The following is a 25,264-nucleotide window of genomic DNA, read 5'->3' as shown; positions in this document are numbered from 1 at the left end:
CCGGATCGCGCCCCACAAACGTCCATCGGCGCATAAAGGCGCACCGACTGTGCTATTTTCGGATCATCAGCGGCACTGGCGCTTGCCGCTACGCTCGATTTCGCGACCCGCCAGCGCACCGCCGACGCCGCCCAGCACGGTACCCAGCGTCCGGTCGCCGCGCGTGTCGATCGTGCGGCCCAGCAAGCCACCCGCGACCGCGCCGACCACCAGCCCGGTGGTGCCGTCGGGCTTGCGGCAGCGCAGGCGGCCATCGTTTCCGCGCCATTCGCGATACTTGTAGCGGCGCTGCGCATCGGCATCGACCGTCGTGGCCATCAGGGTAGGGGCGACCATCGCCGCGGCGCCGAAAGCGAGCATGAGCTTACGCATGTAACATTCGCCCGTTCATTCAATCGTGATGCAACCGAAACGTCCCTCTTTTAGCGCAGTTGCATGAACCTGTAACAACATCGCATTCATCCCGGGACAACTGACGGCCAGTCCCGGACACGGCGATAGCCGCGTCCTCTAGCGGTAAGCAACATCGGTGTTCGAACCTCCCGTTCCAGCGCAGCACGCAGCCGTAAAAGTTGCAATGTCAGCACGTTGGCGCCTGGATCGGAACGCAAACCAAACAGTGCCTGATGACGCTGCGGTCGGGCGACGGCCCGGTTGCAATGCTGCGCCAGCATGTCGAGAAGCGCAGAGTCGCGCGGGAGCAGCTCATTGCGCCTGGCGGTGTGTCGACCGGCGTAGCGTGAAACTCGGTGGATGAAAGTCGGTATTTCGACGCTGGCGCTTAGTTGAAGGGATGTGACATTGCGCACCCGCAGCGGGCGTGTAGAGGGCGAGCGATGGATTGGGACCCGACCACGATCACGCGCTATCTGCTGGAAACGCCCGCGGTGGCCGGGCACGGCGGGCGGCTTGGCCAGCGCTATCACGCGCATGGCGATGATTGGGTCGAGGTCGCGCAGCCGTGGCACGCCGATCTGGTCGGTGACGAGGAGAGCGGGGTGATCGCGTCCGGTCCGATCATTGCGCTCATGGACATCGCGACCAGCCTGGCGGTGTGGCACCGCGTCCGCGGCTTCGTCGCGCATGCCACGCTCGACCTGCGCATCGACTATCTGCGCCCGGCGCGCCCGCATCGGATCGTGATCGGGCGCGGCGAGTGTCTGCGCATCACGCGCTCGATCGCGTTCACGCGCGGGATCGCGCATGATGGCGACCCGGACGACCCGGTCGCGCATGTCGCGGCCACGTTCATGGCGACCGCCGGCCATTATCCGCGGGTCGGGTCATGAGCCTGCCGCCTTACGCCCGGTTGCTCGGCGTGACGCTGGAGCTGGTCGACGACCTGCCCGAGATCGTGATGCCGTTCGGTCGGCATGTGGTCGGGCGGCCCGGCTTTCTGCAGGGCGGAGCGATCGCCGGATTGCTGGAGGTCGCGTCGGTGGCGGCGCTGCGGCACGCGCTGGCCGGCGAGACGACGCGGATCAAGCCGATTAACGGAACGGTCGATTTCGTGCGCGGCGGGCGCGACCACGTGACGCGCGCGGCGGGCGAGATCACGCGGCTCGGTTCGCGCGTCGCCACCGTCACCGCGGTCGCATGGCAGGACGATCGCGCGCGGCCGATCGCGAGCGCGCGGATGAACTATCTGATCGAGCGCGCCGGCGGATGACGCCGCCGATCGATCCGGTCGTGCTCCTGCCGGCATTCGCGCCGTGGCTGGACGTGGCGGGACTGGCGGTCTTCGCCGCATCGGGTGCGCTGGCAGCGGCGCGGCGCGCGCAGACGCCCGTGACGCTGGCGTTTTTCGCGCTGATTACCGGGGTAGGCGGCGGGACGGTGCGCGACCTTTTGATCGGCGCGCCGGTGTTCTGGGTCCATGACTCGCGGGTGGCGGCGGTGTGCCTGTTGATGGCCGGGGTGATCTGGATCACGCCCGAGCGCTGGTGGCGCGGAGCGGCGCTGGACTGGTTCGATGCCGTCGGACTGGCGGCCTATGCGGTTTACGGCGCGGCCAAGGCGCTGAGTTATGGCGTGCCGCCGCTGCCGGCGGCGCTGATGGGGGTGGTGACCGGGTGCGTCGGCGGGATCATCCGCGACGTGCTGGCGGGCGAGCCGTCGATCCTGATGCGCCCCGAATTGTACGTGACTGCCGCGGCGCTGGCGGCGGGCTGCTACGTGGGGCTGCGCGAGCTGGGGATGGTGCCGTGGCATGCGGCAGTAATCGCGGCGGTCGCCGGGTTCGCATTGCGCGCTGCGGCGATCCGCTTCAAGCTGGCGTTGCCGGCCTATGGGGAGGGGTAGACACGTGTCGTGCCTGCGTAGGCAGGTGCCCATATCTTTACCGTACTGATGCACCATCTGTCACAAGGTGCGAAAAGCGATGGCCCCCGGCCTGCGCAGGCGACGCAACGTAGTCGGAACAATCAGGCGCTCAGAACGCCGGTTCTTCGCCCGGCTTTTCCGCGACGTGGATGCCGCACTCGACCTTGTCCCACCCGCGCCAGCGCCCGGCGCGCGGGTCTTCGCCCGGGCGGACCTTCGACGTGCACGGCGCGCAGCCGATCGACAAATAGCCCTGCGCCTCCAGCGGATGACGCGGTAGATCGTGTTCGGCGAAATAGCCGTCGAGCATGTCTTTCGACCAGTCGGCGAGCGGATTGATCTTCAACCGGCCTTCATCCTCCTCGAATCTCGGCAGTGCCTTGCGGGTCTTCGCCTGGAAGCCCTTGCGCCCCGATATCCACGACGGGAACGGCAGCAGCGCACGGCGCAGCGGCTCGACCTTGCGCAGCTCGCAGCAGCCGTCGGGATCGTAGGACCAGCGCAGCCCCTTCTCGTCCTTCAGCCGCAGCAGCCGTGGATCCGGTCGGAACACGCGCAGGTCGGTCAGCCCGAGCCGCTCGGACAGTTCGTCGCGATAGGCCAGGGTCTCGCCGAACATCTTCTGCGTGTTGGTGAAGATCACCGGCACGTCGCGGTCGACCGCCGCGATCATGTGCAGGAGCACCGCCGATTCGGCACCGAACGACGATACTGCGGCGATCCGGCCCGCCAGTTCGCCGGTTAGCAACTCGCGCAGCATGTCGGGCGCGGGAACGCCCTCGAACCGCTCCTGCATGGCCGCGGCATCGGCGGCCGTGAAGGCGGGACGGACATCGATGACGTCGAGATCGTGCAGGGGAAGATCGTGGGCGGGCTCACCCATGACGCAATTTCCACACCGGGACGGTCGCGTCGGCAGCCTTCTGGTACACGTGATCGTAGCGCTCCAGCGAGCGTTTAAGCACGACCGGATCGACGGCGGCATGCGGCGCAAAGGCGTCGAAGCCGCAGCGGCGCATCAGCGGGATCTGGTCGACCAGCACGTCGCCCTCGGCGCGCAGCTCGCCGGTATAGCCCGCCTCACGCAGGATCCGCGCGACCGAATAGCCGCGCCCGTCGCGAAAGGTCGGGAACGATACCTCGACCAGCGCGATCCGGCCGAGATGCGGGATTAGCGCGCGCGCATCGTCGCCGGGCTCGATCCGCACCGCCGTCGCATTCGACTGTCCGGCGAGGAAGGCGTCAAGCGTCACCGCCGGCTCTTCATGCGTGGCACCGTCGCGGAAGCGCAAATGCGCGCGGTCGTCGATCAGGTCGACCTCGAACGCATCAACCATAAATTGCCTCCTTGAACGGCTGCATGCCGACGCGGCGATAGGTGTCGACGAACCGCTCGCCGGTTTCGCGGATGCGGACATAGGTGTCGGTAACGCGCTCGATCGCATCGACCACGCCGTCCTCGTCGAAGCCGGGGCCGGTGATCTTGCCGAGCGACACGTCCTCCGCGCCCGAGCCGCCGAGCAGGAGCTGGTAATTCTCGGTGCCCTTCCGGTCGACGCCGAGAATGCCGATGTGCCCGGCGTGATGGTGGCCACAGGCGTTGATGCAGCCGCTGATCTTCAGCTTCAGCTCGCCCAGATCGCGCTGGCGGCCGAGATCGGCGAAGCGCTGCCCGATTTTCTGCGCCAGCGGGATCGAGCGCGCGTTGGCGAGTGCGCAATAATCGAGCCCCGGGCAGGCGATGATGTCGCTGATCAGGTCGAGGTTCGCGTCTGCCAGTCCGGCCTCGGTCAACGCTTCCCACACCGCCTTCAAATCGGCGATGCGGACGTGCGGCAGGACGATGTTCTGCGCATGGGTCACGCGCAACTCGTCGAAGCTGTAGCGCTCGGCGAGATCGGCCATGACATCGATCTGCTCGGCGGTAGCGTCGCCGGGGATGCCGCCGATCGGCTTGAGCGAGATGGTGACGATCGCATGACCGGGCTGCTTATGGGGGCGCACGTTCTGGTCGAGCCACACTGCGAAGTCCGGATCGCTGCGATCCGCAATCACGCCATCATCGGCCGCGAACGCAGGCGCGGCGAACATCGCGCTGATCCGCGCCAGTTCGGCGGCGGGCGGATCGATGCCGAGCTGGCGGACCTGCGCGAACTCCTCCTCCACTTCGGCGCGATATCGATCCGCGCCGAGTTCGTGGATCAGGATCTTGATCCGCGCCTTGTAGATATTGTCGCGCCGGCCGTAGCGATTGTAGACGCGCAGGCACGCTTCCAGATAGCTCATGAGTTGATCGGCGGGGATGAACTCCTTGATCTCCGGCGCGATCATGGGGGTACGGCCCATCCCGCCGCCGACGAACACCTTTGCCCCCAGCACGCCGTCACGCTCGAGCAATTGCAGCCCGATATCATGGAGCCGCATCGCCGCGCGGTCCTCGTCGGCCGCGATCACTGCGATCTTGAACTTGCGTGGCAGGTACGTGAATTCTGGGTGGAAGGTGCTCCACTGGCGCAGCAATTCCGCGAACGGGCGCGGATCGGTGACTTCGTCGGCGGCAGCGCCCGCGAACTGGTCCGAGCTGATGTTGCGGATGCAATTGCCGCTGGTCTGGATCGCGTGCATCTCGACCGTCGCCAGCTCGGCCAGAATGTCGGCGGCGTCCTCCAGCTTGATCCAATTATACTGGATGTTCTGACGGGTGGTGAAATGGCCGTAGCCACGGTCGTACTTGCGCGCGACATGCGCCAGCATCCGCATCTGCCCGCTGTTGAGCGTCCCGTACGGCACAGCAACGCGCAGCATATAGGCGTGGAGCTGGAGATAGAGCCCGTTCATCAGCCGCAGCGGCTTGAACTGATCCTCGCTCAGCTCGCCCGACAGCCGCCGTCGGCATTGATCGCGGAATTCCTCGACGCGGGCGTCGACGATCGACTGATCATATTCGTCGTACTTGTACATCGTTTCTTCCTCGATCCCCGCGCGGCGGCGGGGAGGGTTCAGATCACCCAGCTGCCGACGTCGGCATCGGCGGGCTTGCGCGTCAGGTCGAGGCGGACCGTCGGGCCGAGCGCGCGGATCCGGTCCTTGATATGCGCGGGGCGCGGACCGTCGGGGGTTTCGCTCGCCTCGATCACATAGGGGACGTTGACGCGCAGCGCGGCTTCTTCCTCACGCGCGATCGCCTCGGCGCGCTCGCCGGCGTCGACGGCATCGGCGATGTGGCGCGACCAGTCGCGGCCGGTCCACCAGACCACGTCGCCGCTCGCCAGATCGTTGCCGGTCACCAGCCTCATGCCATCGTCTCCGCCACCTTCGCATAGCCCGCCAGCCGGTTCTCGGCGTCGGACAATTCCACCACTTCGCCGACGACGATGATCGCCGGGCTCGCCACCCGCTCGCGCGTGACCATCGCCCCCAGATCGGCAAGCAACGTGCGAAGCGCGCGATGGCCGGGCAGCGTGCCCTTTTCGAGCACCGCGACCGGCATGTCGGGCGCGACGCCATCGGCCATCAATTTGTCGGCGATCGCCTCGGCGGTCGCGACGCCCATGTAGATCACCAAGGTGCGGCCCTGCCCGGCGAGCCCCGACCAGTCCTGATCGGTCAGCCCCTTGCACTGGCCGGCGACGAAGGTGACCGCCGAGCTGTGGTCGCGATGCGTCAGCGGCAGCATCGCCTCGGCGGCGCAGCCGAGCGCGGCCGACACGCCCGGGATCACCTCGACCGCCAGCCCGGCGGCGCGCACCGCCTCGACCTCTTCGCCGCCGCGCCCGAAGATGAACGGATCGCCGCCCTTCAGCCGGACGACCACGCTGCCGGCCATCACATGCGCGACGATCAGGGCGTTGATCGCCTCCTGCGGCAGAGTGTGGCGCGCGCGGCGCTTGGCGACCGAGATGCGATGCGCCGAGGCCGGGGCGAGCTCGAGGACGCGTGGGTCGATCAGCCCGTCGTGGACAACCACATCGGCGCAGCGCAGTGCCTCTACTGCACGGACCGTGAGCAGGCCGGGGTCGCCGGGGCCGGCCCCCACGAGGATGACGCGGCCGCGCGCGTCGGGATCAAGAAGCGTCGCCATGATGGCATCGCACATGGGGCAGGGGAGCAGACGGTGCAATCGAGCGATGCTTGGCGGTGGCGTAGGATTGGTTTTGTGGTGATTGTGCCGGGCGAGCCAAGCCCCTTTGTCATTCCCGCCTGCGCGGGCCTGACGAACTGGCGCTTTAATGCCTCGCCGCATGAACCTTATGCATCACCAGCGCGATCACGCCGCCGACGACCAGTCCGACCACCCCCGCGATCCCCGCGCTGACCAGCCAGCCGAGCGCCCCGCCGCCGGCGCCTTCGGCGAGATGGTGGACGAACTCGGCGGGAGCCGGGACGCCGACGTCGGCGGCATTGTGGATCAGCAAATCGCCGCCGACCCACAGCATTGCTGCAGTGCCAACCACGGTCAGCACCTGTATCAGCACCGGTACGCCCTTCACCAGCCCGCGCCCGATCGCCTGCGCCGCCGCGGACGGTCGCCGCGCCAGATACAGGCCGACGTCGTCCGCCTTCACGATCAGCGCCACGACGCCGTACACGCCCGCGGTGATCAGGACCGCGACGAGCGCCAGCGTCACTGCCTGCGTCAGCAGCGGCTGGTCGGACACCTCGCGCAGCGCGATCACCATGATCTCCGCCGACAGGATGAAGTCGGTACGGATCGCGCCCGACACCTTCTGCTTTTCCAGCGCGACGGGGTCGGTCAACACCGCTTCTTCGTCCGCGCCATGCCCGCCGGACACCGCCTCGATCACCTTTTCCGCGCCCTCGAAGCACAGGAACGCGCCGCCCAGCATCAGCAACGGCGCGAGCGCCCAGGGCGCGATCGCGCTCAGGATCAACGCGGCCGGCAGCAAGAACAGCAGCTTGTTGCGGATCGAGCCGAGCGCGATCTTGCCGATGATCGGCAGCTCGCGCTTCGGCGACAGGCCAACGACATAGCGCGGGGTGACCGCGGTATCGTCGATCACCACACCCGCCGCCTTCGTGCCGGCCTTGGCGGCGGCCGCGCCGACGTCGTCGAGCGACGCCGCGGCCAGCCGGGTCAGTCCGGCGATGTCGTCGAGCAGCGCGACCAGTCCGCTTGCCATTGTTTCTCGATCCTTATTCGGGGTCAGGCGTCGGCGAGGCCGATGCCGATCGTCGCGCGCGCCGCCTCGGCCTCGTTCGAGACGACCGGGTAGGCGCAATAATCGGCGGCGTAATAGGCGCTGGGGCGATGATTGCCCGACCAGCCGATTCCGCCGAACGGAGCCGACGAGGATGCGCCGTTGGTCGGGCGGTTCCAGTTGACGATCCCGGCGCGCGCGCCCGCCCAGAAGCGGTCGAACAGCGCCGGGGTCTGGCTGATCAGCGAGGCCGAGAGGCCGTAGCGGGTGTTGTTCGCCTCCGCGATCGCGCCGTCGAAGTCGTCGGCGCGGATCACCTGCAGCAAGGGGCCGAACAGCTCGATATCGGGACGGTCGCCAACATCGGTGACGTCGATGATGCCGGGCGTCACGAACGGCCGATCCTCGACCGGGCGCGCCATATGCTGGATCGGGCGACCGCCTTTCATCATCAGCGCGAGGAAGCTCTCGGTCAGGCCGTCGGCGGTGTCGTTGTCGATCACCGGGCCCATGAACGGCTGCGGATCGTCGTGCGGCGCACCGACGATCAGCCGGCGGGTGAGCGACGCCAGCTCGGCAAGCAGCGGTTCTGCCAACGATTCCTGCACGATCAGCCGCCGCGCGGCGGTGCAGCGCTGCCCGGCGGTGGTGAAGGCGGACTGGACGATCAATACCGCGGCGGCGTGCAGGTCGGGCGTGTCCCACACCAGGATCGGGTTGTTGCCGCCCATCTCCAGAGCGAGGATCTTCTCGGGCTTTTCGGCGAAGGCGCGGTTGAGCGCGATCCCGGTGCGTGCCGAGCCGGTGAACAGCAGACCGTCGATCCCGTCATGCGCGGCCAGCGCGCGGCCTTCGTCGGGGCCGCCGATCACCAGCCGCAGCGTTTCGGCGGGCACCCCGGCGGCGTGGAAGCAATCAACCAGAAACGCGCCGGTCGCCGGGGTTTTCTCGGACGGTTTGAAGACGATGGCGTTGCCCGCAATCAGCGCGGGGACGATGTGGCCGTTGGGCAGATGTGCCGGGAAATTATAGGGGCCGAGCACGGCGAGCACGCCATGCGGCTTGTGGCGAAGCGCCATGCGCGTGTTCATCGGCGCGTCGAGCCGGCGCTGGGCGGTACGCTCGGCATAGGCGCTGACCGAGATGTCGACCTTGGCAGCGACGGTGTCGACCTCGGTGCGCGCTTCCCACAAGGGCTTGCCGGTCTCGCGCGCGATCAGGTCGGCGAACGCATCGGCGCGCTGGCGAACGACGTTGGCGAAGCGGCGCAAGGTTTCGATGCGGAACGACAAGGACTTGGCCGCCCACGGCACGAAGCCGGCGCGCGCCGCCGCGACCTCGGCATCGACGTCGCTCGTCTCCGCACGCCACAATTCCGCGCCGGTGGCGGGTTCGAAGGAGATCAGCTCAGCCATGCCGCTGGTCTTAGCCGTAACTTTCATCAGGGCGGAAGGGGGGATCGTCAGCGCAGCGCGTCGCCCATCGCACGGATGTTGGCGATGGTTGCGCCAAACGGCCCCCAATCGTCGGCATCGGCGATCGGCGACCAGATCGCCTCGACCCGGTCGATCAGCATCGAGCACGGCTGCCCCTGCCAATAGGCATGATCGCGCGCGCGGCGGGGCGAAAAGGGCTGTAGATGTTGGCGGACCTCGTCCCACGCGGTCCCGTAAGTTTGCGGTAGCGGTTGCGCAAAGGCGTCGAAGAAGAACTGGTCGACCGGCGTGAGCGTTGCACGCAACGCACGTTCGACCGCCTGGACGAGCGCGCGATTTTCCTCCGGTGCGCGGGGCAGCCGGCCGAGCCGCCACAGCACCGCCTCGGCGATCGCGGGCTGATAATGGCCGGCGAACGCGTCGAGCGCGGCGATCAGCGGTTCGGATTCGGCGATCTGGCGGAGCGAGGAGGCGAGCTGCATCACGTCCCACAGGATCGCCTCGGGCTGGCGGCCGAAGGCGTAGAGCCCGGCGTGATCGAAGTACGCCGCGACGAACGCCGGGTCCCAGACCGGTGCGAACCGCCACGGGCCATAATCGAAGCTCTCGCCGGTGACGTTGATATTGTCGGAATTGAGCACGCCGTGGACGAACCCGGCCGCCATGTAGCGCGCGGCGAGCGTCGCGGTGCGCGCGACGACCAGCTCCAGCAGCCGGACGGGATCGTCGCTGTCCTCGCCATAGAGTTCGCGCAGCACATAGCCGGTCAGCCGGCGCAGCGCGTCCTCGTCGCGGTGATAGGCGAGCCGCTGGAACGTCCCGATGCGGATGTGCGAATGGCTGAGCCGCACCAGCACGCCGCCGCGCGTCGGCGAGGGTTCGTCGTTGCGCTCCAGCGCCTCGCCGGTCTCGATCAGCGAGAAGCTGCGCGAGGTGGGGACGTTCAGCGCCTCCAGCATCTCGGTCGCCAGCACCTCGCGCACGCCGCCCTTCAGCGTGAGCCGGCCGTCGCCGAAGCGGCTCCACGGCGTTTGCCCCGATCCCTTGGTGCCGAGATCGAGCAGCCGCCCGCGATCGTCGCGGAGCTGCGCAAAGGTAAAACCGCGCCCGTCGCCGATATCGGGATTGTACACGCGAAACTGATGCCCGTGGTAGCGCAGCGCGAGCGGCTGTTCGAGCGTGCCGGGTAGCGCCTGAAAGCGGCCGAAATGCGCAACCCATTCGGCATCGTCGAGTGTGTCGAGCCCGACCTGCGCGGCAGCGCGATCGTTGCGGAAGCGTAAGGTCGCCTGCGGAAAGCGCGCGGCGGCGACTTCGTCGTAAAAGGGATCGCCGAGCGTGGTGAGGGTACGCTCGGGGCGGTATGCTTGCGGGTCGACGGCCATGCCGCGATATGGGGGGCGGTCGGCAGGGGGCGCAAGCGATGGCGGAGTTTCGGGACATCTATTGGTGGTCGAGCGACGGGCTGCGGCTCCATGCGCGCGATTATCCGGGGGCGCAGGATGCGCCGCCGGTGCTGTGCTTGCCCGGCCTGACCCGCAACGCGCGCGACTTCGCCGAGGTCGCGCAGGCGATCGCACCGGCGCGCCGCGTGATCGCGGTCGAGTTCCGCGGGCGCGGCGAAAGCGGCTACGCCAAGGACCCGATGAGCTATGTTCCGCTGACCTATGCGCAGGACGTGGTCGCATTGCTCGACGATCAGAAGATCGACCGGTTCGTGACGATCGGCACGTCGCTGGGCGGGATCGTGACGATGCTGCTCGCCGGGCTGGCGCCCGGGCGGCTGGCGGGCGCGTTGCTCAACGACGTCGGGCCGGAGATCGAGCCGGCCGGGCTGGCGCGCATCCGCGGCTATGTCGGCAAGCCGAGCACCTATCCGACGTGGATGCACGCGGCGCGCGGGGTGCAGGAGACGAACGCCGGCGCGTATCCCGATTGGGGGATCGAGCAATGGCTGGCGATGGCCAAGCGGCTGTACCGCGTCAACTCCGCCGGGCGGATCGTGCTCGACTACGACATGAAGATCGCCGAGCCGTTCCGCCTGCCCGGCAACGAGGCGGGGCCGGACATGTGGCGCGCGCTGGCCGCGCTGGCGGGCGTGCCGGTGCTGGTGGTGCGCGGCGCGCTGAGCGATATCCTGTCCGCCACCACCGCCGAGCGGATGGTGGCGGCACTTCCCGACGCCACGCTGGTGACGGTGCCGGGGGTCGGCCATGCGCCGATGCTGGATGAGCCGGTAGTGCACCCTGCGTTGATGCACTGGCTGGCGCGGACGGGGAACCGCGTGGTGGACTGAGGCGCTGTCGGCGGGCCTCACGGCGTGCCTTTGGAGAGCCCGGCATGATCAATTCTTTCCGTCACCCCGGACGTGATCCGGGATCCCGCTTTTGCGCCGACCGAGAAGAAGCGGGGCCTCGGATCACGTCCGGGGCGACATATCATGTGGGGGTCGAGCGGCCCAATCATGGAGCGCTCGCATGACTGGTGTTCGGGATGCTCATACCGCGGTATTGCCCTTGACGGGCCGCCGCGCGGCGATCACCGGCGGGACGACCGGGATCGGTCGTGCGATCGCGCGTCTGCTCGCGGCCGAAGGCGCGACGGTGTTCATCGGCGGCACCGATCAGGCGCATCTCGACGAGGCGCTGACCGATATCCGTGCGGTCGGCGCGTGCGAGGGCGCGCTGCACGATCTGTCCGATCCCGACAATGTCGGGGCGTTCCTGTCCGCGGCCGACGCGGCGCTGGGTGGCTATGATATCGTCGTTGCCAATGCGGCGGAGGCGGCGTCGGGGCTGACCGAGATGGACGAAGCAGCGGTGCGCCACGCGATCTCGCTCAATTTTACGCATTATCTGCTGCTCGCGCACCGCGCCGCCGCGACGATGGCGCCCGGCGGCGATATCGTGATGATCGGCTCGACCAGCGCTTATGTGCTCGGGCCGCATTCGACCGTCTATGCGGCGATCAAATACGGATTGCAGGGCTTCTCGATCGCGTTGCGCCGCGAGCTGGGCGGCAAGGACATACGCGTCGCTTTGGTCGAGCCGGGCAAGACCGGGTCCGACATGCAGATGCCCGACATCAGCCCCGAGGCGCAGCGCGAACAGAGCGAGGCGGGGACGATGCTGCGCGCCGAGGACATCGCGGTCGGCGTCCACTATCTGCTGACCCAGCCGCGCCGCACCGTGATCCAGCGGCTGACGATCAGCCCGCGCGTGCAGGAGGAGGAATGATGGCGGACTGGCCCCATGACGCACTGGTGCTGACGCCGCACGACATCGATCTGTCGCGCTCGCCGCTGGCCGGGAAGATCGACGCCGAAACCTATGTGCTCGGCGCATTCAATCCCGGCATGACGCGGCTGCCGAACGGCAATCTGTTGCTGATGGTGCGCGTGGCCGAGGCGCTGCGTCATCCGATCCGCGAACAGCAGGTTCATGCGATCCGCTGGCACGACGGCGGCTATGTGCTCGACGCCTGGCCGCTGTCGCTGGTCGACACCTCCGACCCGCGCAAATTCATGATGCGCGGAGCTGGGTGGAAGGTGATGGCGCTGACCTCCCTGTCGTGGCTGTTGCCGGTCGAGCTGGACGCCGAGGGGCGCAACGTGGTGGCGATCCATTACGATCGCGCGATCGCGCCGCGTACCGATTACCAATGTTATGGCGTCGAGGATGCGCGGATCACCCGCGTCGAAGGGCGCTATTACATGACGACATGCTCGGTCAGCCCCGAGCGGCATTCGACGACGCTCTACACCAGCGACGACGCGCTCGACTGGACGCTGGAGGGGATCGTTCTGGACCATCAGAACAAGGACATGCTGATCTTCGAGGGGAAGATCGCGGACAAGTTCTGTGCGCAGACGCGGCCGCTCGGCGACCTGTATTTCGCCTATCCGCCCGACTCCGAATGGCGCGCGGGGCCGTCGATCAATCTCGCGACCTCACCTGATGCCTTGCACTGGAAGCCGTACGACAAGCCCGGCATCCGCCCGCACGCGCAGACGATGGCGACCGCGCGGATGGGCGGCGGTGCGCCGCCGGTGCTGACAGAGGTCGGCGGACAGCAGGGCTGGTTGTCGCTGTGGCACGGGGTCGAGCCGTCGGGCGTGGTCGGCATCTACCGGACGTATTGGACGTTGCTTGATCGCGACGATCCGTCCCGCACGCTGGCGACCGATCATGCGCCGCTGCTGGAGCCGGTGCCGGCGCTGCTCAAGCCGCTGGAGGATCTGCTGTATGTGACCGACGTGGTGTTCACGACCGGGATCGCGGACGGCGGCGATCACTGGGTGGTGGCGAGCGGCGAGGCCGATCTCGCGTGCCGGATCACGCATGTGCCAAAGCACCGGATCGGGTAATCGTCGTCTGTCATCCGTCATTGCGAGCGTAGCGAAGCAATCCAGGGCGTCCTGGTCCGGCCCTGGATTGCTTCGCTACGCTCGCAATGACGGCGGACACGAAAAGGCCCGGAGCGCGCATGCGCCCCGGGCCTTTCATCATCACGCCGCCGAAGCGGCGCGACGGTTCGGATCAGTTGCTGTCCGAATCGTCGTTGTCGTCGACGGCGATCACGACGCCGGCAGCGACCACCGCCGCGGCGAGGACGAGGCCGACGATCGCGCCCGGCGCGGCGAGCTTGCTCTTGCCGCTGGTCGCGGTGGCGGCACGCGCCGACTTCGCGACCGACAGCGATGCCGCCGGGCTGGCAGCCGGAGCGGCGAGGGCGGGGGCGGCAGCCAGCGTAAGCGAAGCGGCAGCGGCGAACATGGAAGCGATCTTCATGGTGCGTCTCCTGTTAGTCGCGGATAACAGGCAAAGCCTTGTCCTGTTCCGTTGCGGCAGGGAAGCAGAACATGGTGCATGGCAGCATTTGGCGTAGTATGTGGCGTCTATGTCACAGTCGCTGTCCCTTCTTTACCTGTTCGACGTCTTCGATCCGCAGGGCGGCGATCCGGGGAGCCGGCGGGCGGTGCAGGTGATGACGGCGTTTCGCGACACGGCGCGGCACGTCGTTGCGGCAGACGACTATCGCGCCGCGCTGCCCGAGGGCGTGCCGGGCATGCTGGCGCAGAATCCGCCGCCGCTGGCGGGCGCGGTGTCGGTCGCGCGCTATGAGGCGATCGCGCGCGCGATGCGCGGTCACGATCTGGTGCTGAGTTTTGGCGCGGGTGCGATCGACGCGGTGATGGCGCGACGGGCGTTTCCGCGCGATGCGCCGCCGATCGTCCACCACGAAGACCCCGCGGCGGCGACGAGCGGCGGCAGCGCGCGGCTGTATCGCCGGATCGCGCTGGGCGCGGCGGCGGGGGTGGTGGTGGGCGGGCAGGCCGCGGCGGAAACGGCGGCGGCGCGCTGGAAGGTGCCGGAAGCGCGGCTGCACGTCATCCCCGACGGGATCGACCTGTCTGCGTTCGCGCGGGGACCGGATGCGAAGACCGTCGCCGGTTTCCGCCGCAAGCCGACCGAGGTGGTGATCGGGATGCCGCTGGGTGGCGCAAGTGACGACGAACTGGCGTTGCTGGTGCGCGCGGTCGCGGGGCTCGCGGCGCGGTTCCGGCTCGTCGCGGTCGGTGACGGCGCGGCGCGCGCGGCGGTCGAGCGCGCGGCGCTGGCGATGGGGATCGACGACCGGCTGGTGCTGCCCGGTGCGCTGACGCCGACGTCGGCGTGGCTCGGCGGGGTCGACGTGCTGTTGCTGCCGATGCGGCCAGGCGCGGCGCCCGCGATCGTCGTCGAGGCGATGGCGGCGGGGTTGCCGGTGATGGCGTTGCGCGGCGGCGCGACAGAGGTGCTGCTCGCTCCGGAGAACCGTGCGTTGCTGTCGCCCTATGCCGCGGAGGTCGCGTTGCGCGATGCGCTCCAGCCGTTGGCCAGCGACGCGACGCTACGCGCCGCAACCGGCGCGGCCAATCGCGCGCAGGCGCTGGCCACGCATGATGCCGCAGCGATGATCGCGCGCTCGGCCGCGGTCTATACGGCGGCGCTCGGGCGACCGGCGCTACTGGGGTGAGTCGCATTTCGGTCGCGTTGCGGCCCGATTGCTTTATACGGGGCGGCTCCATCATTGGTGAAAACGGGAATTCGCGTGTTCAAGGGGCTGAAGCCGATCGTCTATGCGGGCCGCGAGGTCTGGCCGCTGGTGGAAGGGGGCAAGGGGGTTGCCGCCACCAATCACGCCTCGGCGGGTGCCTGGGCGGCGGCGGGCGGGATCGGCACGGTCTCGGCGGTCAATGCGGACAGCTACGATCCGGATGGCAAGATCGTGCCCCAGATCTATCGCGCGCTGACCCGGCGCGAGCGGCATGAGGAATTGATCGCCTATGCGATCGAGGGCGCGGTGCAGCAGGTCCAGCGCGCGTGGGAGATCGCGGGCGGCAAGGGCGCGATCAACATCAACGTGTTGTGGGAGATGGGTGGCGCGCCGCGCGTGCTGCACGGCGTGCTGGAGCGGACGCGCGGGCTGGTGGCGGGCGTCACCTGCGGCGCGGGGATGCCGTACAAGCTGAGCGAGATCGCGGCGTCGTACAACGTCAACTACCTGCCGATCGTCAGCTCGGGCCGCGCGTTCCGCGCGCTGTGGAAGCGCGCTTATTCCAAGGCGAGCGAGTGGCTGGCGGCGGTCGTCTATGAGGACCCTTGGCTGGCCGGCGGGCACAATGGCCTGTCGAATGCCGAGGACCCGCTGAAGCCCGAGGACCCGTATCCGCGCGTCAAGGCACTGCGCGAGACGATGCGCGAGGGCGGCATCCCGGACACCACGCCGATCGTGATGGCGGGCGGCGTCTGGTACCTGCGCGACTGGAACGAGTGGATCGACAATCCCGAACTCGGGCAGATCGCGTTCCAGTACGGCACGCGCCCGCTGCTGACGCAGGAAAGCCCGATCCCCGAGGCGTGGAAGGCCAAGCTGACGCAGATAGAGGAAGGCGAGGTGCTGCTGCACCGTTTCTCGCCGACCGGCTTCTATTCGTCGGCGGTGCGCAACCCGTTCCTGCGCGCGCTGGAGGCGCGGTCGGAGCGGCAGATCGCCTTTTCGACGCAGGAGGCGGGCGACCATGTCTTCCAGCTCGACGTGGGCGTGAAGGGCAAGAACTTCTGGGTAACGCGCAACGACCTGCTGCGCGCGCGCGAATGGTTCGGCGCGGGCTTCACCGATGCGCTCAAGACGCCGGACAATACGCTGGTGTTCGTCTCGCCGACGGAAAAGGGCGAGATCCGCAAGGATCAGGCCGATTGCATGGGCTGCCTCAGCCAGTGCCTGTTCTCAAGCTGGGCGGACACCGAGACGAACTCGACCGGGCGGCTCGCCGATCCGCGCAGCTTCTGCATCCAAAAGACGTTGCAGGACATCGCGCACGGCGGCGACACCGATGCGAACCTGATGTTCGCGGGGCACGCCGCGTATAACTTCAAGCGCGATCCCTTCTATTCGAATGGCTTCGTGCCGAGCGTGAAGCAGCTCGTCGATCGCATTCTGACCGGCGATTGATGTTCGACGCAGCGCTGGCGCAGGTAGCGACGGCGCTGCGCGGCGCGCGTGATCCGTGGTCGGCAGCGCGGCGGTGCGGCTGCACGGAGCCGAGACGTCGGTCGCCGATATCGACGTGCTGACGAGTGCGCGCGATGCGGCGCAGTTGCTCGACGCGTGGCAGGGCGCGGTGACGATCGGTGGCGCCAGCGACCGCTTCCGATCGCACCCGTTCGCACGGTTGGACGGTGCGGCGTTGCCGGTCGAGGTAATGGCGAACCTCGAAGTGCGCACCGCTGACGTCTGGCGACGAGTGGTGCCGGCCACGCGGGTGGCGGTCGCGGGCGTGTTCGTGCCGGCGCGGGATGAGCTGGCCGCGATCCTGCGCGCGTTCGGGCGCGACAAGGACGTTGCCAGGGCGGCGTTGCTGGAGCGCTCGGTCGCAAGATCAGCCCGATGTTGAGGCAGCGCGGGACAGTATGTCGCCGACGGTGTCGCTCGCATTGTCCATCGGCGATGCTGTAAATCTGTGATGAGCAGCCACGTGTCGCGACGTCATCTGCTGGTCGGCGGCGCACTTGCGCTGAGCGGCGCTGCCGCGCGACCGTCGGTCGAACAGTCGCTTGCCGCGCTGGAGCATCGCGCAGGTGGCCGGCTGGGCGTTTGTATCATCGATACGGGCCGCGGAACGATGGTCGGCTGGCGACAGCATGAGCGCTTTACCCACGCCAGCTCGTTCAAGCTGTCGCTGGCCGCGATGATCCTTGCCGAAGCGGATCACGGCCGGCTTGCCGTGGGCGACAGGCTCGGCTGGTCGGCAGGCGACATCCTCCCTCACAGCCCTGTCACGACCGCGAGCGCCGCCATGACCTTGCCGATCCGCGAACTGGCACGCGCGTCCGTCGTCACGAGCGACAATGCCGCGGCCAATGTCCTGCTGCGCAAGATCGGCGGGCCGGCGCGGCTGACGGCGTTCTGGCGGGCGTGCGGCGACCGCGTCAGCCGGCTCGACCGCTACGAACCCGCGCTGAACGTGACCCCACCCGGCACGGCGCTCGATACGACGACACCGGCCGCGATGGCGAAGACCGTGGCCGGGTTCGTGCGTGGCACGGTGCTGCGTCCCGCAAGCCGCGCGTTGCTGACCGAGTGGATGGTCGCCGCAGACACCGGGCGGAACCGCCTGCGTGCGGGCTTCCCGAAAGGCTGGCACGCGGGCGACAAGACCGGAACCGGTGGCGGCGAGCGGCGGCCGATTTACGTCGATCTCGCCTTCGGCGGCCCGCGCGGTCGCGCGCCGGTGATCGTCGCGGCCTATTTCGAGCCGGTTCGATCCGCAACGGGCGCAAGCGCGGAGGCCGTGCTGGCGAATGTGGGGCGGATCGCCGCAGGCAGTGTAGATTAGCCTGGCCTCGATCGGCGGCAATACGATGTGCCGCGATTAACGGATGCCGAAGGCGATCAGGCGCAGTGGAACGTGCGGACGCCTGCGCGCCGCGACAGATGGCATTCGCGCACCGGCCGGGTCACCGGCATCATCACCGATCCGCCGGCGGCATAGCCGCACCGCACGTTGAGCGAGCGTCCGGCGCGATAGACGCCCTCGACCCGCCACACCTGCATCGTCGTTCGGTTCAGACGGCGTGTCGCATCGGGGGCGAGTACGGCGTTGTCTGTGATCGAGCCGTCGTAGATATCGACGCTGTGGAGCGGCGCACCGCGCCGCTGCGTCGGACAGGTCGCGGTCACCGCCGCCGCTATCGCCACGATCCCGATCATCGCTCTTCCCCCGTAACGAAACGGCGCGTCACCCGGCCGGGTGACGCGCCGTCATTATAGCGCAAGGGCGGTGGCGCGTCAGTCCACCACGGTACCCACCACGGCGCCGCCGACGCCACCCACCGCCGCGCCCTTCTCGACGTTGCCGCCGGTCGCCGCCGCGACACCCGCGCCGCCGGCGCCACCGATCGCCGCACCGCGCAGCGTCGAACAGGCCGAGGTCGATACCGCAGCGGCGACGAGCAAGGCGGAGAGTGCGATCTTTTTCATGAGCTTGGTTCCTGTGCTGGGGGGTGCCGCGTCAATGCGGCGACCGCTGCACGGTTCCGTGCGGACATGCTTCGTCACGTTCCGCTGCCTGCTCGGCTGCGACACAGATTGCGGCGCGGCAACGCCATCGACATGCGCGGGCAACGTCGTCGGGGCACGCCGGTGCGGCCATGATGGAGAGCCCGATGCCGCACGATCGCCATGCCGCCTACCACGCCGACCGCGCCCGCGGCGAAGCCGTCCGCGCGATCAGCGCCGCCAGTGCCGATGCCGCCGCGATCCACCAGGAGCTGTGCCTGCGCTACAGCGGACGCGTGATCGCCGCACTGATCCTCGGCGCGGTGGGGAGGAGCGTGGGATCGTCTCCTGCCGGGCCGGATTGATTGGCCGGGATGACGTCGACGTACCCCGTCATTGCGAGCGCAGCGAAGCAATCCAGAGCCGGATCAGGACGCCCTGGATTGCTTCGCTACGCTCGCAATGACGATTCATGGAACCCAAGCGATCAGGTGCAAGGCGTTCATTTTAGGTTGAGCGGCTTGCTCTACGCCCAGCCCTCCAGCACCTGATCGGGCGGGCGATGGCCGTCGGCCCACATGCGGATGTTGGCGATCACCTTCTCGCCCGACGCGACGCGTCCCTCCCATGTCGCCGAGCCCATGTGCGGCGTCATCACGACGTTGGGCAGCGCGAGCAGCCGTGGGTCGATCTCGGGTTCGTGCCGCCACACGTCGAGCCCGGCCCCGGCGAGCCGGCCGTTCTCGAGCGCCTCGACCAGCGCATCCTCGTCGAGAATGCCGCCGCGGCTGGCGTTGATGACATAGACGTGCGGGCGCAGCAGCGCGATGCGCCGCGCGTCGATCAGGTCGCGGCTGTCGGCGTTGAGCGGGGTGTGGATCGTCAGGATGTCGATCGCGCCGAGCAACTCGTCAAGGTTCGGGTGCCACACCGCGTTCAGCTCCGCCTCGACCACCTTCGGCAGCCGGTGGCGGTTGTGATAGTGGATCGACAGGCCGAAAGCGCGCGCGCGCCGCGCCACCGCCTGGCCGATGCGGCCCATGCCGACGATCCCCAGCGCCTTGCCACCAATACGATAGCCGAGCATCCCGCCGGGGCTCCACCCCTTCCACTCGCCCGAGCGAACCAGCTTCTCGCCTTCCGCCAGCCGGCGCGGGACCGAGACGATCAGCGCCATCGTCATGTCGGCGGTATCCTCGGTCAGCACGCCGGGCGTATTGGTGACGATGATCCCGCGCGCGCGCGCCGCCTTCAGGTCGATATGGTTCACGCCCGCGCCGAAATTGGCGATCAGCCGTAGCCGGGGGCCGGCGCCCGCGATGAGCGCGGCGTCGATCGTATCGGTGACCGCGGGCACCAGCACGTCGCAGTCGGCCATTGCCGCAGCCAGCGCATCGCGCGACAGCGGCGTGTCGTCGGCATTGCCCGTCACGTCGAACAATTCGGCCAGCCGCCGCATCACGACGTTGGGGAGCGCCCGCGTCACGATCACCTTGGGATGGGCGCAGCGTCGCGTATCGGCCATGCGTCGGGATTGGCGAAGCCGCGCGCATGCGTCAACGGTTGATGCGGCAGGGTCGCCGTGGCTAGAGGGGGGATGTGAACAGGGACCTTATCACGATCGTGGCGGGCGCGGCGGCGCTGGCGCTGCTCGCCCCCATGCCCGCTGCGGCGGCCGGCGAGGCGAAGACGCCGCCGTTCGTCGGCTCGATCGCCGCGTCGCGCGCGCGGATGCGCACAGGACCGGGGCGCAACTTTCCGGCGAGCTGGATTTATGTCCGCGCCGATTTGCCGGTGCGGGTGCTGGAGGCGTTCAAGGAATGGCGCCGCGTCGAGGACCCGGACGGGACGCAAGGCTGGATGCTCAACGCGCTGCTCAGCAGCCGCCGCACCGCGATCGTGCGCGGGACCGAGCCGGCCGAGCTGCGCGACCGTCCCGGCGGTCCGACGATCGTCTGGCGCGTGCAGCCCGGCGTGGTGGGGCGCGTATCACGCTGCGGCAACGGCTGGTGCCGGTTCGACGTGAAGGGGCAGGCGGGGTTCATCCAGACCGACCGGATCTGGGGCGTCGGGCCGACGGAGCAACTGCCATGACGTTCACGCTCGACGGTTTCGATCTGGACGCCTTCGTCGCCGCGACGCTGGCCGAGGATCTGGGGGAGGGCGGTGACGTCACTTCCGCCGCCGTGATCCCGGCCGATGCGCGGTTCGAGGCGGTGATGGACAGCCGCGACGCGATCACCGTCTGCGGGCTGGAGATCGCGGCGGCGTTCTTCCGGCGGCTCGATCCCGACGCGGCGATCACGATGCTGGTGCCGGACGGCGACCGGGTCGCGCCCGGCACGGCGCTGATGCGCATCACGGGCAATGCGCGCGCGCTGCTGACCGCCGAACGCTCGGCGCTCAATACCGTCCAGCATCTGTCGGGCATCGCGACGCTGACCGCCGCCTATGTCGATGCGATCGCGGGGAGCGGGGCGACGCTGCTCGACACGCGCAAGACGATCCCCGGGCTCAGGCGGCTCGAGAAATATGCGACGCGCACCGGCGGTGCGCAGAACCATCGCATGGGGTTGTGGGACGCGGCGATGATCAAGGACAATCACGTCGCGGTGGCCGGCGGGGTCGGGCCCGCGGCGGCGCTGGCGAAGGCGGCCGGGATCGCGACGATCATCGTCGAGGTCGACCGCCTCGACCAGATCGAGCCGGCGATCGCGGCCGGCGCCACGCACCTCTTGCTCGACAACATGGGACCCGACATGCTGCGAACGGCGGTGACGATCGTCGCCGGTCGCGTGCCGACCGAGGCGTCGGGCGGGGTCACGCTGGCGACGATCGGCGCGATTGCGCGCAGCGGCGTGCGCTACGTCAGCGTCGGGCGGATCACCCAGTCGGCTCCCGCCGCCGACATCGGGCTGGACTTTGCAGAGCTATGAGCGAGCGCAAGAAGAAGACGACCACGCCGGTGGAGAAGAAGTCGCCGCTGGCGTATTTCGGGGCGGACGGCCGGCCGCCGTCGATCGTGCGGTTCGAGCGCCTGTATCTGGCCTCGTTCGGCGCTTCGCTGATCGGCTGGGCGTTCAGCTGGCAGCAGACCGCCGACCGGCTGGCGATCGACCCGAAGACCGCGAACTACACGTGGCTGTTGCCCGCCGCGTTGGTGCTGAGCTGTGCGATCACGCTGACGCTCTGGTATTTCACCGCGCGGCGCGCCAGCCTTGCCGCGAAGTGGGTGGTGACGATCCTGACCGGGCTGGCGGCGGTGCGCTTCGCGATTAACCTGATGGTGGTGGCGGGCGGCAAGGTGCCGGTGACCGCGTTGCTGCTGTCGGCGGCGATCCTGGCGCTCAGCATCGCCGCGGCGGTGCAGCTGTTCCGCCCCGATGCGCGGCTTTGGTTCGGTGAAGGGCTGGACCCGGAGGAAGAAGAAGCATGACGATGGTGACGAAGCGGGTGATGATGCTGGGCGCGCTGGCCGCCGTCGCGCTGCCCGGTGTCGCGACGGCGCAGGCGCTGTCGTGCGCGATCCCGACCGATCTGCCGCGTCCGCGCCCCGATCTGCCTTCCGCCAGCCAGCCGGTACGGCGGCTGCCGATCGGCAGCTACACGCTGGCGATCAGCTGGAGCCCCGAATATTGCCGCACCGGCGGCGACCGGCCGACCGCGCGCTTCCAGTGCGGGGGCAGCAATCGCTTCGGCTTCGTGCTGCACGGGCTGTGGCCGGACGGGGTCGGCAAGGACTGGCCGCAATATTGCCGCGCAACGCCGATCCTGTCGCGGCAGGTGATCCGCCGCCACGTCTGCGCGACCCCGTCGCCGCAGTTGATGCAGCACGAATGGGCCAAGCACGGGACGTGCATGGCCGGCTACACGCCCGAGCGCTATTTCACCCGATCCAATGCGATGTTCCACGCGCTGCGCTTCCCGGACATGGCGCGCCTGGCGCAGACGCCGCTGACCGCCGGGCGGCTGGCGGCGGAGATCGCCGCCGCCAATCCGGGGATGCGCGCGGACATGATGCGGGTGACGGGGACGCGCGACGGCGCGCTGGACGAGGTGTGGTTGTGCACCGACAGAAGGTTCCGCTACGTGCGCTGCCCTGGGCATCAGGGCGGGCTGGACCCGGCGGCGCGGATCACGATCACGCCGCTGCGGTGATGTGAGCCCGCGGGTTTCCGTCATTGCTTCGCAACGCTCGCACTGACGGTTGGAACTCGGCGTAATCGTCCTTCCCGCGGCGGCGGGAACGACGGGATGGGACGCGCGAGTCGTTCCGCCACGAACGGCCGCATGAAACCAAGCCACCGCAAAGAGAAAAGCCGCCGCCCGGCATCCCGGACGGCGGCTTTCTCATGTCAGGCGTGCGCCTGAAGCGAGGATCACTCCTCGTTCAGATACTCGCCCGCATCGGCGTCGGTGCCGGTGCCCGAAGGGACGACCTCGGCGAGTGGATCGCTGCCGGTGCCGACGTCCTCGCGCGGGCTGCGCTTTTCTTCCGCAGCGCGGGTTTGCGCGGCGGTGCCGGCCGAACCCGCGGCCACCATCGCCTCCTGCAACTTGCGCTGCTGGACGCGCAGTGCCGCATCGCGCGACGAGGCCGCCACGCGCAGACGGTTCATGCCCGCACCCGTGCCCGCCGGGATCAGGCGCCCGACGATCACGTTTTCCTTCAGGCCCATCAGCGTGTCCTGCTTGCCCTGGACCGCTGCCTCGGTGAGGACGCGGGTGGTCTCCTGGAACGACGCCGCCGAGATGAAGCTGCGGGTCTGCAGCGACGCCTTGGTGATGCCCAGCAGGATCGGCTTGCCCGCCGCGCGTGCCTGACCGTCCTCCAGCTTCTCGTTGATCGCGTCCATTTCCTCGCGATCGACCTGCTCGCCGACCAGCAGCGTCGTGTCGCCGGCCTCGATGATCTCGACCTTCTGCAGCATCTGACGAACGATCGTCTCGATGTGCTTGTCGTTGATCTTCACGCCCTGCAGTCGATAGACTTCCTGGATTTCGCTGACCAGATATTCGGCCAGCGGCTCGATGCCGAGCACTTCCAGAATGTCGTGCGGGTCGGGCCTGCCGCCGATCAGGTTGTCGCCACGCTTGACGTAGTCGCCTTCCTGAACGTCGATCACCTTCGACTTCGGCACCAGATATTCGACGACCTCGCCGCCATCCTCGGGCTGGATGCCGATCTTGCGCTTCGCCTTATAGTCCTTGCCGAACACCACCCGGCCGGAAATCTTGGCGATGATCGCCGCTTCCTTGGGGATGCGCGCCTCGAACAGTTCGGCGACGCGCGGCAGACCGCCGGTGATGTCGCGGGTCTTGGCGCTTTCGCGTGCAACGCGCGCCAGCACGTCACCGGCATGGACGGTGGCATTGTCCTCGACCGACAGCACCGCGCCCGGCGCCAGCAGGTAGCGGGCAGCCTCGCCCGACCCTTCGTCGAGCAGGGTCATGCGCGGACGCAGATCCTCCTTCGACTTGGTGGTCGCACGATATTCGATCACCACGCGCTGTGCGATACCGGTCGCTTCGTCGACCTGCTCGGTGAGCGTCTTGCCCTCGATCAGATCCTGGAACTTCACGGTGCCGCCCGTTTCGGTGATCACCGGCATGGTGAACGGATCCCATTCGGCCATCCGGTCGCCCTTGCTGATGATGTGGCCATCATCGAACATGACGTATGCACCGTACGGGATCTTGTGCACCGCCAGCTCGCGACCGTCCATGTCGACGATCGCGATCTCGCCCGAGCGGCTGAGCACCACGCGACGACCGCGCTGGTCCTCGATGATGCGCAGGTCGCGGAACTCGACGGTGCCGTCGACGGGCGCCTCGAGGTTCGACTGCTCGTTGAGCTGCGCCGCACCGCCGATGTGGAAGGTCCGCATCGTCAGCTGCGTGCCCGGCTCGCCGATCGACTGCGCCGCGATGACGCCGACCGCCTCGCCGATGTTGACCGGCGTACCGCGGGCGAGATCACGCCCGTAGCACTTGCCGCAGACGCCGATCTTGCTCTCGCAGACCAGCGGCGAGCGGATCTTCATCGCCGGCACGCCCAGCGCCTCGATCTGCGCGACCATCGGCTCGTCGAGCAGCGTGCCGACCGGGATGACGACCTTGCCGGTCTTCGCATCGACGACGTCCTCGGCCGTGGTACGGCCCAGGATCCGCTCGCCCAGCGACGCGATCGTCGAGCCGCCCTGCACGATCGCCTTCATCTCCAGCGCGCGCTCGGTGCCGCAATCTTCCTCGATGATGACGCAATCCTGCGACACGTCGACGAGACGGCGGGTCAGGTAGCCCGAGTTGGCGGTCTTCAACGCCGTGTCCGCGAGGCCCTTACGCGCGCCGTGGGTGGAGTTGAAGTATTCAAGGACGGTCAGACCTTCCTTGAAGTTCGAGATGATCGGCGTTTCGATGATCTCGCCCGACGGCTTGGCCATCAGCCCGCGCATACCGGCGAGCTGCTTGATCTGCGCAGGGGACCCACGCGCACCCGAGTGGGCCATCATGTAGATCGAGTTGATGTCGCGCTCGCGGCCGGCCATCGGGCCGTCCTCGTAATGGCGCACCGCCTTGATCTCGTTCATCATCGAATTCGCGACCTGATCGCCGCAACGGCTCCAGGCGTCGATGACCTTGTTGTACTTCTCCTGCTGCGTGATCAGGCCGTCCTGATATTGCTGCTCGAAGTCCTTCACGAGGTCGCGGGTCTCGTCGACCAGCTTGTCCTTGTCCGGCGCGATCAGCATGTCGTCCTTGCCGAACGAGATGCCGGCGCGGAACGCGTGACGGAAGCCCAGC

At 68.4% G+C, this 25,264-nt stretch carries 28 protein-coding genes and 1 pseudogene; 15 read left to right on the top strand and 14 right to left on the bottom strand.

Annotated features, from left to right (window positions below; all coding sequences use genetic code 11):
* Positions 1-66 precede the first annotated feature (66 nt).
* Positions 67-372, bottom strand: a complete 306-nt coding sequence (locus tag AADI75_RS07475; RefSeq protein ID WP_341208412.1) for a glycine zipper 2TM domain-containing protein — start codon at positions 370-372, stop codon at positions 67-69.
* Between the two features lie 464 nt (positions 373-836).
* Between AADI75_RS07475 and AADI75_RS07470 the strand changes: the two genes are divergently transcribed.
* The 3 genes from AADI75_RS07470 to AADI75_RS07460 are packed head-to-tail and all read left to right on the top strand — an operon-like array spanning position 837 to position 2,301.
* The gene (locus tag AADI75_RS07470; RefSeq protein WP_341208411.1) at positions 837-1,289 is read left to right on the top strand and encodes a PaaI family thioesterase; all 453 of its coding nucleotides are present in this window, start codon (positions 837-839) and stop codon (positions 1,287-1,289) included.
* Positions 1,286-1,669, top strand: a complete 384-nt coding sequence (locus tag AADI75_RS07465) for a PaaI family thioesterase (RefSeq protein ID WP_341208410.1) — start codon at positions 1,286-1,288, stop codon at positions 1,667-1,669. The genes AADI75_RS07470 and AADI75_RS07465 overlap by 4 nt, the downstream gene beginning before the upstream one ends.
* Entirely contained in the window at positions 1,666-2,301 is a 636-nt protein-coding gene (locus AADI75_RS07460; protein ID WP_341208409.1) for a trimeric intracellular cation channel family protein, read from the top strand. Before AADI75_RS07465 ends, AADI75_RS07460 begins: the two co-directional genes overlap by 4 nt.
* Positions 2,302-2,431: 130 nt before the next feature.
* Here AADI75_RS07460 and AADI75_RS07455 read toward each other — a convergent pair whose 3' ends face one another.
* The 8 genes from AADI75_RS07455 to AADI75_RS07420 form a co-directional block, all read right to left on the bottom strand.
* A complete protein-coding gene (locus tag AADI75_RS07455) occupies positions 2,432-3,205 on the bottom strand; it encodes a phosphoadenylyl-sulfate reductase (RefSeq protein WP_341208408.1) in 774 nt (257 codons plus the stop codon).
* Complete coding sequence (locus AADI75_RS07450; protein ID WP_341208407.1) at positions 3,198-3,659, bottom strand: DUF934 domain-containing protein; 462 nt, start codon at positions 3,657-3,659, stop codon at positions 3,198-3,200. Before AADI75_RS07450 ends, AADI75_RS07455 begins: the two co-directional genes overlap by 8 nt.
* A complete protein-coding gene (locus AADI75_RS07445; protein WP_341208406.1) occupies positions 3,652-5,283 on the bottom strand; it encodes a nitrite/sulfite reductase in 1,632 nt (543 codons plus the stop codon). The genes AADI75_RS07450 and AADI75_RS07445 overlap by 8 nt, the downstream gene beginning before the upstream one ends.
* A gap of 38 nt (positions 5,284-5,321) precedes the next feature.
* Positions 5,322-5,618: a DUF2849 domain-containing protein gene (locus AADI75_RS07440; RefSeq protein WP_341208405.1), complete on the bottom strand. Its 297-nt coding sequence runs from the start codon at positions 5,616-5,618 to the stop codon at positions 5,322-5,324.
* Positions 5,615-6,403, bottom strand: a complete 789-nt coding sequence (gene cobA / locus AADI75_RS07435) for a uroporphyrinogen-III C-methyltransferase (protein ID WP_341208404.1) — start codon at positions 6,401-6,403, stop codon at positions 5,615-5,617. Before cobA ends, AADI75_RS07440 begins: the two co-directional genes overlap by 4 nt.
* 145 nt (positions 6,404-6,548) lie before the next feature.
* Positions 6,549-7,463, bottom strand: a complete 915-nt coding sequence (locus tag AADI75_RS07430) for a DUF808 domain-containing protein (RefSeq protein ID WP_341208403.1) — start codon at positions 7,461-7,463, stop codon at positions 6,549-6,551.
* A 23-nt stretch (positions 7,464-7,486) separates the two neighbouring features.
* Positions 7,487-8,896: a succinylglutamate-semialdehyde dehydrogenase gene (astD, locus tag AADI75_RS07425; RefSeq protein WP_341208402.1), complete on the bottom strand. Its 1,410-nt coding sequence runs from the start codon at positions 8,894-8,896 to the stop codon at positions 7,487-7,489.
* Between the two features lie 47 nt (positions 8,897-8,943).
* Positions 8,944-10,302: a YdiU family protein gene (locus AADI75_RS07420; protein ID WP_341208401.1), complete on the bottom strand. Its 1,359-nt coding sequence runs from the start codon at positions 10,300-10,302 to the stop codon at positions 8,944-8,946.
* A 38-nt stretch (positions 10,303-10,340) separates the two neighbouring features.
* Here AADI75_RS07420 and AADI75_RS07415 point away from each other — a divergent pair, with 38 nt between their 5' ends.
* The 3 genes from AADI75_RS07415 (at position 10,341) to AADI75_RS07405 (ending at position 13,283) form a co-directional block, all read left to right on the top strand.
* On the top strand, positions 10,341-11,213 hold the full coding sequence (locus AADI75_RS07415) for an alpha/beta hydrolase (protein WP_341208400.1): 873 nt from the start codon (positions 10,341-10,343) through the stop codon (positions 11,211-11,213).
* A 181-nt stretch (positions 11,214-11,394) separates the two neighbouring features.
* The gene (locus AADI75_RS07410; RefSeq protein WP_341208399.1) at positions 11,395-12,153 is read left to right on the top strand and encodes an SDR family oxidoreductase; all 759 of its coding nucleotides are present in this window, start codon (positions 11,395-11,397) and stop codon (positions 12,151-12,153) included.
* Positions 12,153-13,283, top strand: a complete 1,131-nt coding sequence (locus tag AADI75_RS07405) for a glycosidase (protein ID WP_341208398.1) — start codon at positions 12,153-12,155, stop codon at positions 13,281-13,283. The genes AADI75_RS07410 and AADI75_RS07405 overlap by 1 nt, the downstream gene beginning before the upstream one ends.
* A 172-nt stretch (positions 13,284-13,455) precedes the next feature.
* Here the strand turns inward: AADI75_RS07405 and AADI75_RS07400 are convergent, their stop codons facing one another.
* Positions 13,456-13,707 carry a hypothetical protein gene (locus AADI75_RS07400; protein ID WP_246346494.1) on the bottom strand — a complete coding sequence of 84 codons (252 nt, stop codon included), beginning with the start codon at positions 13,705-13,707 and terminating at the stop codon, positions 13,456-13,458.
* Between the two features lie 109 nt (positions 13,708-13,816).
* On the opposite strand from AADI75_RS07400, the gene AADI75_RS07395 reads away from it, so the two are divergent.
* The 4 genes from AADI75_RS07395 (at position 13,817) to bla (ending at position 17,798) form a co-directional block, all read left to right on the top strand.
* Positions 13,817-14,935: a glycosyltransferase gene (locus tag AADI75_RS07395; protein ID WP_341208397.1), complete on the top strand. Its 1,119-nt coding sequence runs from the start codon at positions 13,817-13,819 to the stop codon at positions 14,933-14,935.
* A 75-nt stretch (positions 14,936-15,010) separates the two neighbouring features.
* Positions 15,011-16,414 (top strand): nitronate monooxygenase, encoded by a 1,404-nt coding sequence (locus tag AADI75_RS07390; protein ID WP_341208396.1) that lies wholly within the window; start codon positions 15,011-15,013, stop codon positions 16,412-16,414.
* Positions 16,415-16,487: 73 nt separating this feature from the next.
* Positions 16,488-16,856, top strand: coding sequence for a hypothetical protein (locus AADI75_RS07385; RefSeq protein ID WP_341208395.1), 369 nt, complete (start codon positions 16,488-16,490; stop codon positions 16,854-16,856).
* 81 nt (positions 16,857-16,937) lie between these two features.
* Complete coding sequence (gene bla, locus AADI75_RS07380; protein ID WP_341208394.1) at positions 16,938-17,798, top strand: class A beta-lactamase; 861 nt, start codon at positions 16,938-16,940, stop codon at positions 17,796-17,798.
* A gap of 56 nt (positions 17,799-17,854) precedes the next feature.
* Here bla and AADI75_RS07375 read toward each other — a convergent pair whose 3' ends face one another.
* Positions 17,855-18,172 (bottom strand): STY0301 family protein, encoded by a 318-nt coding sequence (locus AADI75_RS07375; protein WP_341208393.1) that lies wholly within the window; start codon positions 18,170-18,172, stop codon positions 17,855-17,857.
* A gap of 78 nt (positions 18,173-18,250) precedes the next feature.
* Positions 18,251-18,442, bottom strand: a complete 192-nt coding sequence (locus AADI75_RS07370) for a hypothetical protein (protein WP_028965436.1) — start codon at positions 18,440-18,442, stop codon at positions 18,251-18,253.
* A gap of 185 nt (positions 18,443-18,627) precedes the next feature.
* On the opposite strand from AADI75_RS07370, the gene AADI75_RS07365 reads away from it, so the two are divergent.
* Positions 18,628-18,825 (top strand): hypothetical protein, encoded by a 198-nt coding sequence (locus AADI75_RS07365; protein ID WP_341208392.1) that lies wholly within the window; start codon positions 18,628-18,630, stop codon positions 18,823-18,825.
* A gap of 161 nt (positions 18,826-18,986) precedes the next feature.
* Here AADI75_RS07365 and AADI75_RS07360 read toward each other — a convergent pair whose 3' ends face one another.
* Positions 18,987-19,985, bottom strand: a complete 999-nt coding sequence (locus tag AADI75_RS07360; protein WP_341208391.1) for a D-glycerate dehydrogenase — start codon at positions 19,983-19,985, stop codon at positions 18,987-18,989.
* Between the two features lie 74 nt (positions 19,986-20,059).
* Between AADI75_RS07360 and AADI75_RS07355 the strand changes: the two genes are divergently transcribed.
* From AADI75_RS07355 to AADI75_RS07340, 4 genes are read left to right on the top strand one after another with little or no spacing between them, the layout of a single operon-like run.
* The gene (locus AADI75_RS07355) at positions 20,060-20,554 is read left to right on the top strand and encodes an SH3 domain-containing protein (RefSeq protein ID WP_341208390.1); all 495 of its coding nucleotides are present in this window, start codon (positions 20,060-20,062) and stop codon (positions 20,552-20,554) included.
* Positions 20,551-21,396: a carboxylating nicotinate-nucleotide diphosphorylase gene (gene nadC, locus AADI75_RS07350; RefSeq protein ID WP_341208389.1), complete on the top strand. Its 846-nt coding sequence runs from the start codon at positions 20,551-20,553 to the stop codon at positions 21,394-21,396. The genes AADI75_RS07355 and nadC overlap by 4 nt, the downstream gene beginning before the upstream one ends.
* A complete protein-coding gene (locus AADI75_RS07345; RefSeq protein WP_341208388.1) occupies positions 21,393-21,896 on the top strand; it encodes a hypothetical protein in 504 nt (167 codons plus the stop codon). Before nadC ends, AADI75_RS07345 begins: the two co-directional genes overlap by 4 nt.
* Positions 21,893-22,618: a ribonuclease T gene (locus AADI75_RS07340; protein ID WP_341208387.1), complete on the top strand. Its 726-nt coding sequence runs from the start codon at positions 21,893-21,895 to the stop codon at positions 22,616-22,618. Before AADI75_RS07345 ends, AADI75_RS07340 begins: the two co-directional genes overlap by 4 nt.
* 221 nt (positions 22,619-22,839) lie before the next feature.
* On the opposite strand, the pseudogene AADI75_RS07335 reads toward AADI75_RS07340, so the two are convergent.
* Positions 22,840-25,264, bottom strand: a pseudogene (locus tag AADI75_RS07335) (DNA-directed RNA polymerase subunit beta'); the annotation flags it as partial.

The sequence above is a fragment of the uncultured Sphingomonas sp. genome (genome assembly GCF_964021865.1).
Classification (GTDB): Bacteria; Pseudomonadota; Alphaproteobacteria; order Sphingomonadales; family Sphingomonadaceae; genus Sphingomonas.
The sequence above is the reverse complement of the archived record's forward strand: the minus strand, read 5'-3'. Positions and strand labels throughout refer to the sequence as shown.

What these genes read in the sequence shown, in the direction of transcription:
- AADI75_RS07455 (WP_341208408.1), bottom strand. Translation starts at nt 3,205, where the DNA reads ATGGGTGAGCCCGCCCACGATCTTCCCCTGCACGATCTCGACGTCATC.
- AADI75_RS07345 (WP_341208388.1), top strand. Translation starts at nt 21,393, where the DNA reads ATGAGCGAGCGCAAGAAGAAGACGACCACGCCGGTGGAGAAGAAGTCG.
- AADI75_RS07405 (WP_341208398.1), top strand. Translation starts at nt 12,153, where the DNA reads ATGGCGGACTGGCCCCATGACGCACTGGTGCTGACGCCGCACGACATC.
- AADI75_RS07410 (WP_341208399.1), top strand. Translation starts at nt 11,395, where the DNA reads ATGACTGGTGTTCGGGATGCTCATACCGCGGTATTGCCCTTGACGGGC.
- AADI75_RS07415 (WP_341208400.1), top strand. Translation starts at nt 10,341, where the DNA reads ATGGCGGAGTTTCGGGACATCTATTGGTGGTCGAGCGACGGGCTGCGG.
- AADI75_RS07440 (WP_341208405.1), bottom strand. Translation starts at nt 5,618, where the DNA reads ATGAGGCTGGTGACCGGCAACGATCTGGCGAGCGGCGACGTGGTCTGG.
- AADI75_RS07475 (WP_341208412.1), bottom strand. Translation starts at nt 372, where the DNA reads ATGCGTAAGCTCATGCTCGCTTTCGGCGCCGCGGCGATGGTCGCCCCT.
- AADI75_RS07365 (WP_341208392.1), top strand. Translation starts at nt 18,628, where the DNA reads ATGCCGCACGATCGCCATGCCGCCTACCACGCCGACCGCGCCCGCGGC.
- AADI75_RS07420 (WP_341208401.1), bottom strand. Translation starts at nt 10,302, where the DNA reads ATGGCCGTCGACCCGCAAGCATACCGCCCCGAGCGTACCCTCACCACG.
- AADI75_RS07450 (WP_341208407.1), bottom strand. Translation starts at nt 3,659, where the DNA reads ATGGTTGATGCGTTCGAGGTCGACCTGATCGACGACCGCGCGCATTTG.
- AADI75_RS07400 (WP_246346494.1), bottom strand. Translation starts at nt 13,707, where the DNA reads ATGAAGATCGCTTCCATGTTCGCCGCTGCCGCTTCGCTTACGCTGGCT.
- AADI75_RS07465 (WP_341208410.1), top strand. Translation starts at nt 1,286, where the DNA reads ATGAGCCTGCCGCCTTACGCCCGGTTGCTCGGCGTGACGCTGGAGCTG.
- AADI75_RS07375 (WP_341208393.1), bottom strand. Translation starts at nt 18,172, where the DNA reads ATGATCGGGATCGTGGCGATAGCGGCGGCGGTGACCGCGACCTGTCCG.
- AADI75_RS07470 (WP_341208411.1), top strand. Translation starts at nt 837, where the DNA reads ATGGATTGGGACCCGACCACGATCACGCGCTATCTGCTGGAAACGCCC.
- AADI75_RS07360 (WP_341208391.1), bottom strand. Translation starts at nt 19,985, where the DNA reads ATGGCCGATACGCGACGCTGCGCCCATCCCAAGGTGATCGTGACGCGG.
- AADI75_RS07370 (WP_028965436.1), bottom strand. Translation starts at nt 18,442, where the DNA reads ATGAAAAAGATCGCACTCTCCGCCTTGCTCGTCGCCGCTGCGGTATCG.
- astD (WP_341208402.1), bottom strand. Translation starts at nt 8,896, where the DNA reads ATGGCTGAGCTGATCTCCTTCGAACCCGCCACCGGCGCGGAATTGTGG.
- cobA (WP_341208404.1), bottom strand. Translation starts at nt 6,403, where the DNA reads ATGGCGACGCTTCTTGATCCCGACGCGCGCGGCCGCGTCATCCTCGTG.
- AADI75_RS07340 (WP_341208387.1), top strand. Translation starts at nt 21,893, where the DNA reads ATGACGATGGTGACGAAGCGGGTGATGATGCTGGGCGCGCTGGCCGCC.
- AADI75_RS07395 (WP_341208397.1), top strand. Translation starts at nt 13,817, where the DNA reads ATGTCACAGTCGCTGTCCCTTCTTTACCTGTTCGACGTCTTCGATCCG.
- nadC (WP_341208389.1), top strand. Translation starts at nt 20,551, where the DNA reads ATGACGTTCACGCTCGACGGTTTCGATCTGGACGCCTTCGTCGCCGCG.
- AADI75_RS07460 (WP_341208409.1), top strand. Translation starts at nt 1,666, where the DNA reads ATGACGCCGCCGATCGATCCGGTCGTGCTCCTGCCGGCATTCGCGCCG.
- AADI75_RS07445 (WP_341208406.1), bottom strand. Translation starts at nt 5,283, where the DNA reads ATGTACAAGTACGACGAATATGATCAGTCGATCGTCGACGCCCGCGTC.
- AADI75_RS07430 (WP_341208403.1), bottom strand. Translation starts at nt 7,463, where the DNA reads ATGGCAAGCGGACTGGTCGCGCTGCTCGACGACATCGCCGGACTGACC.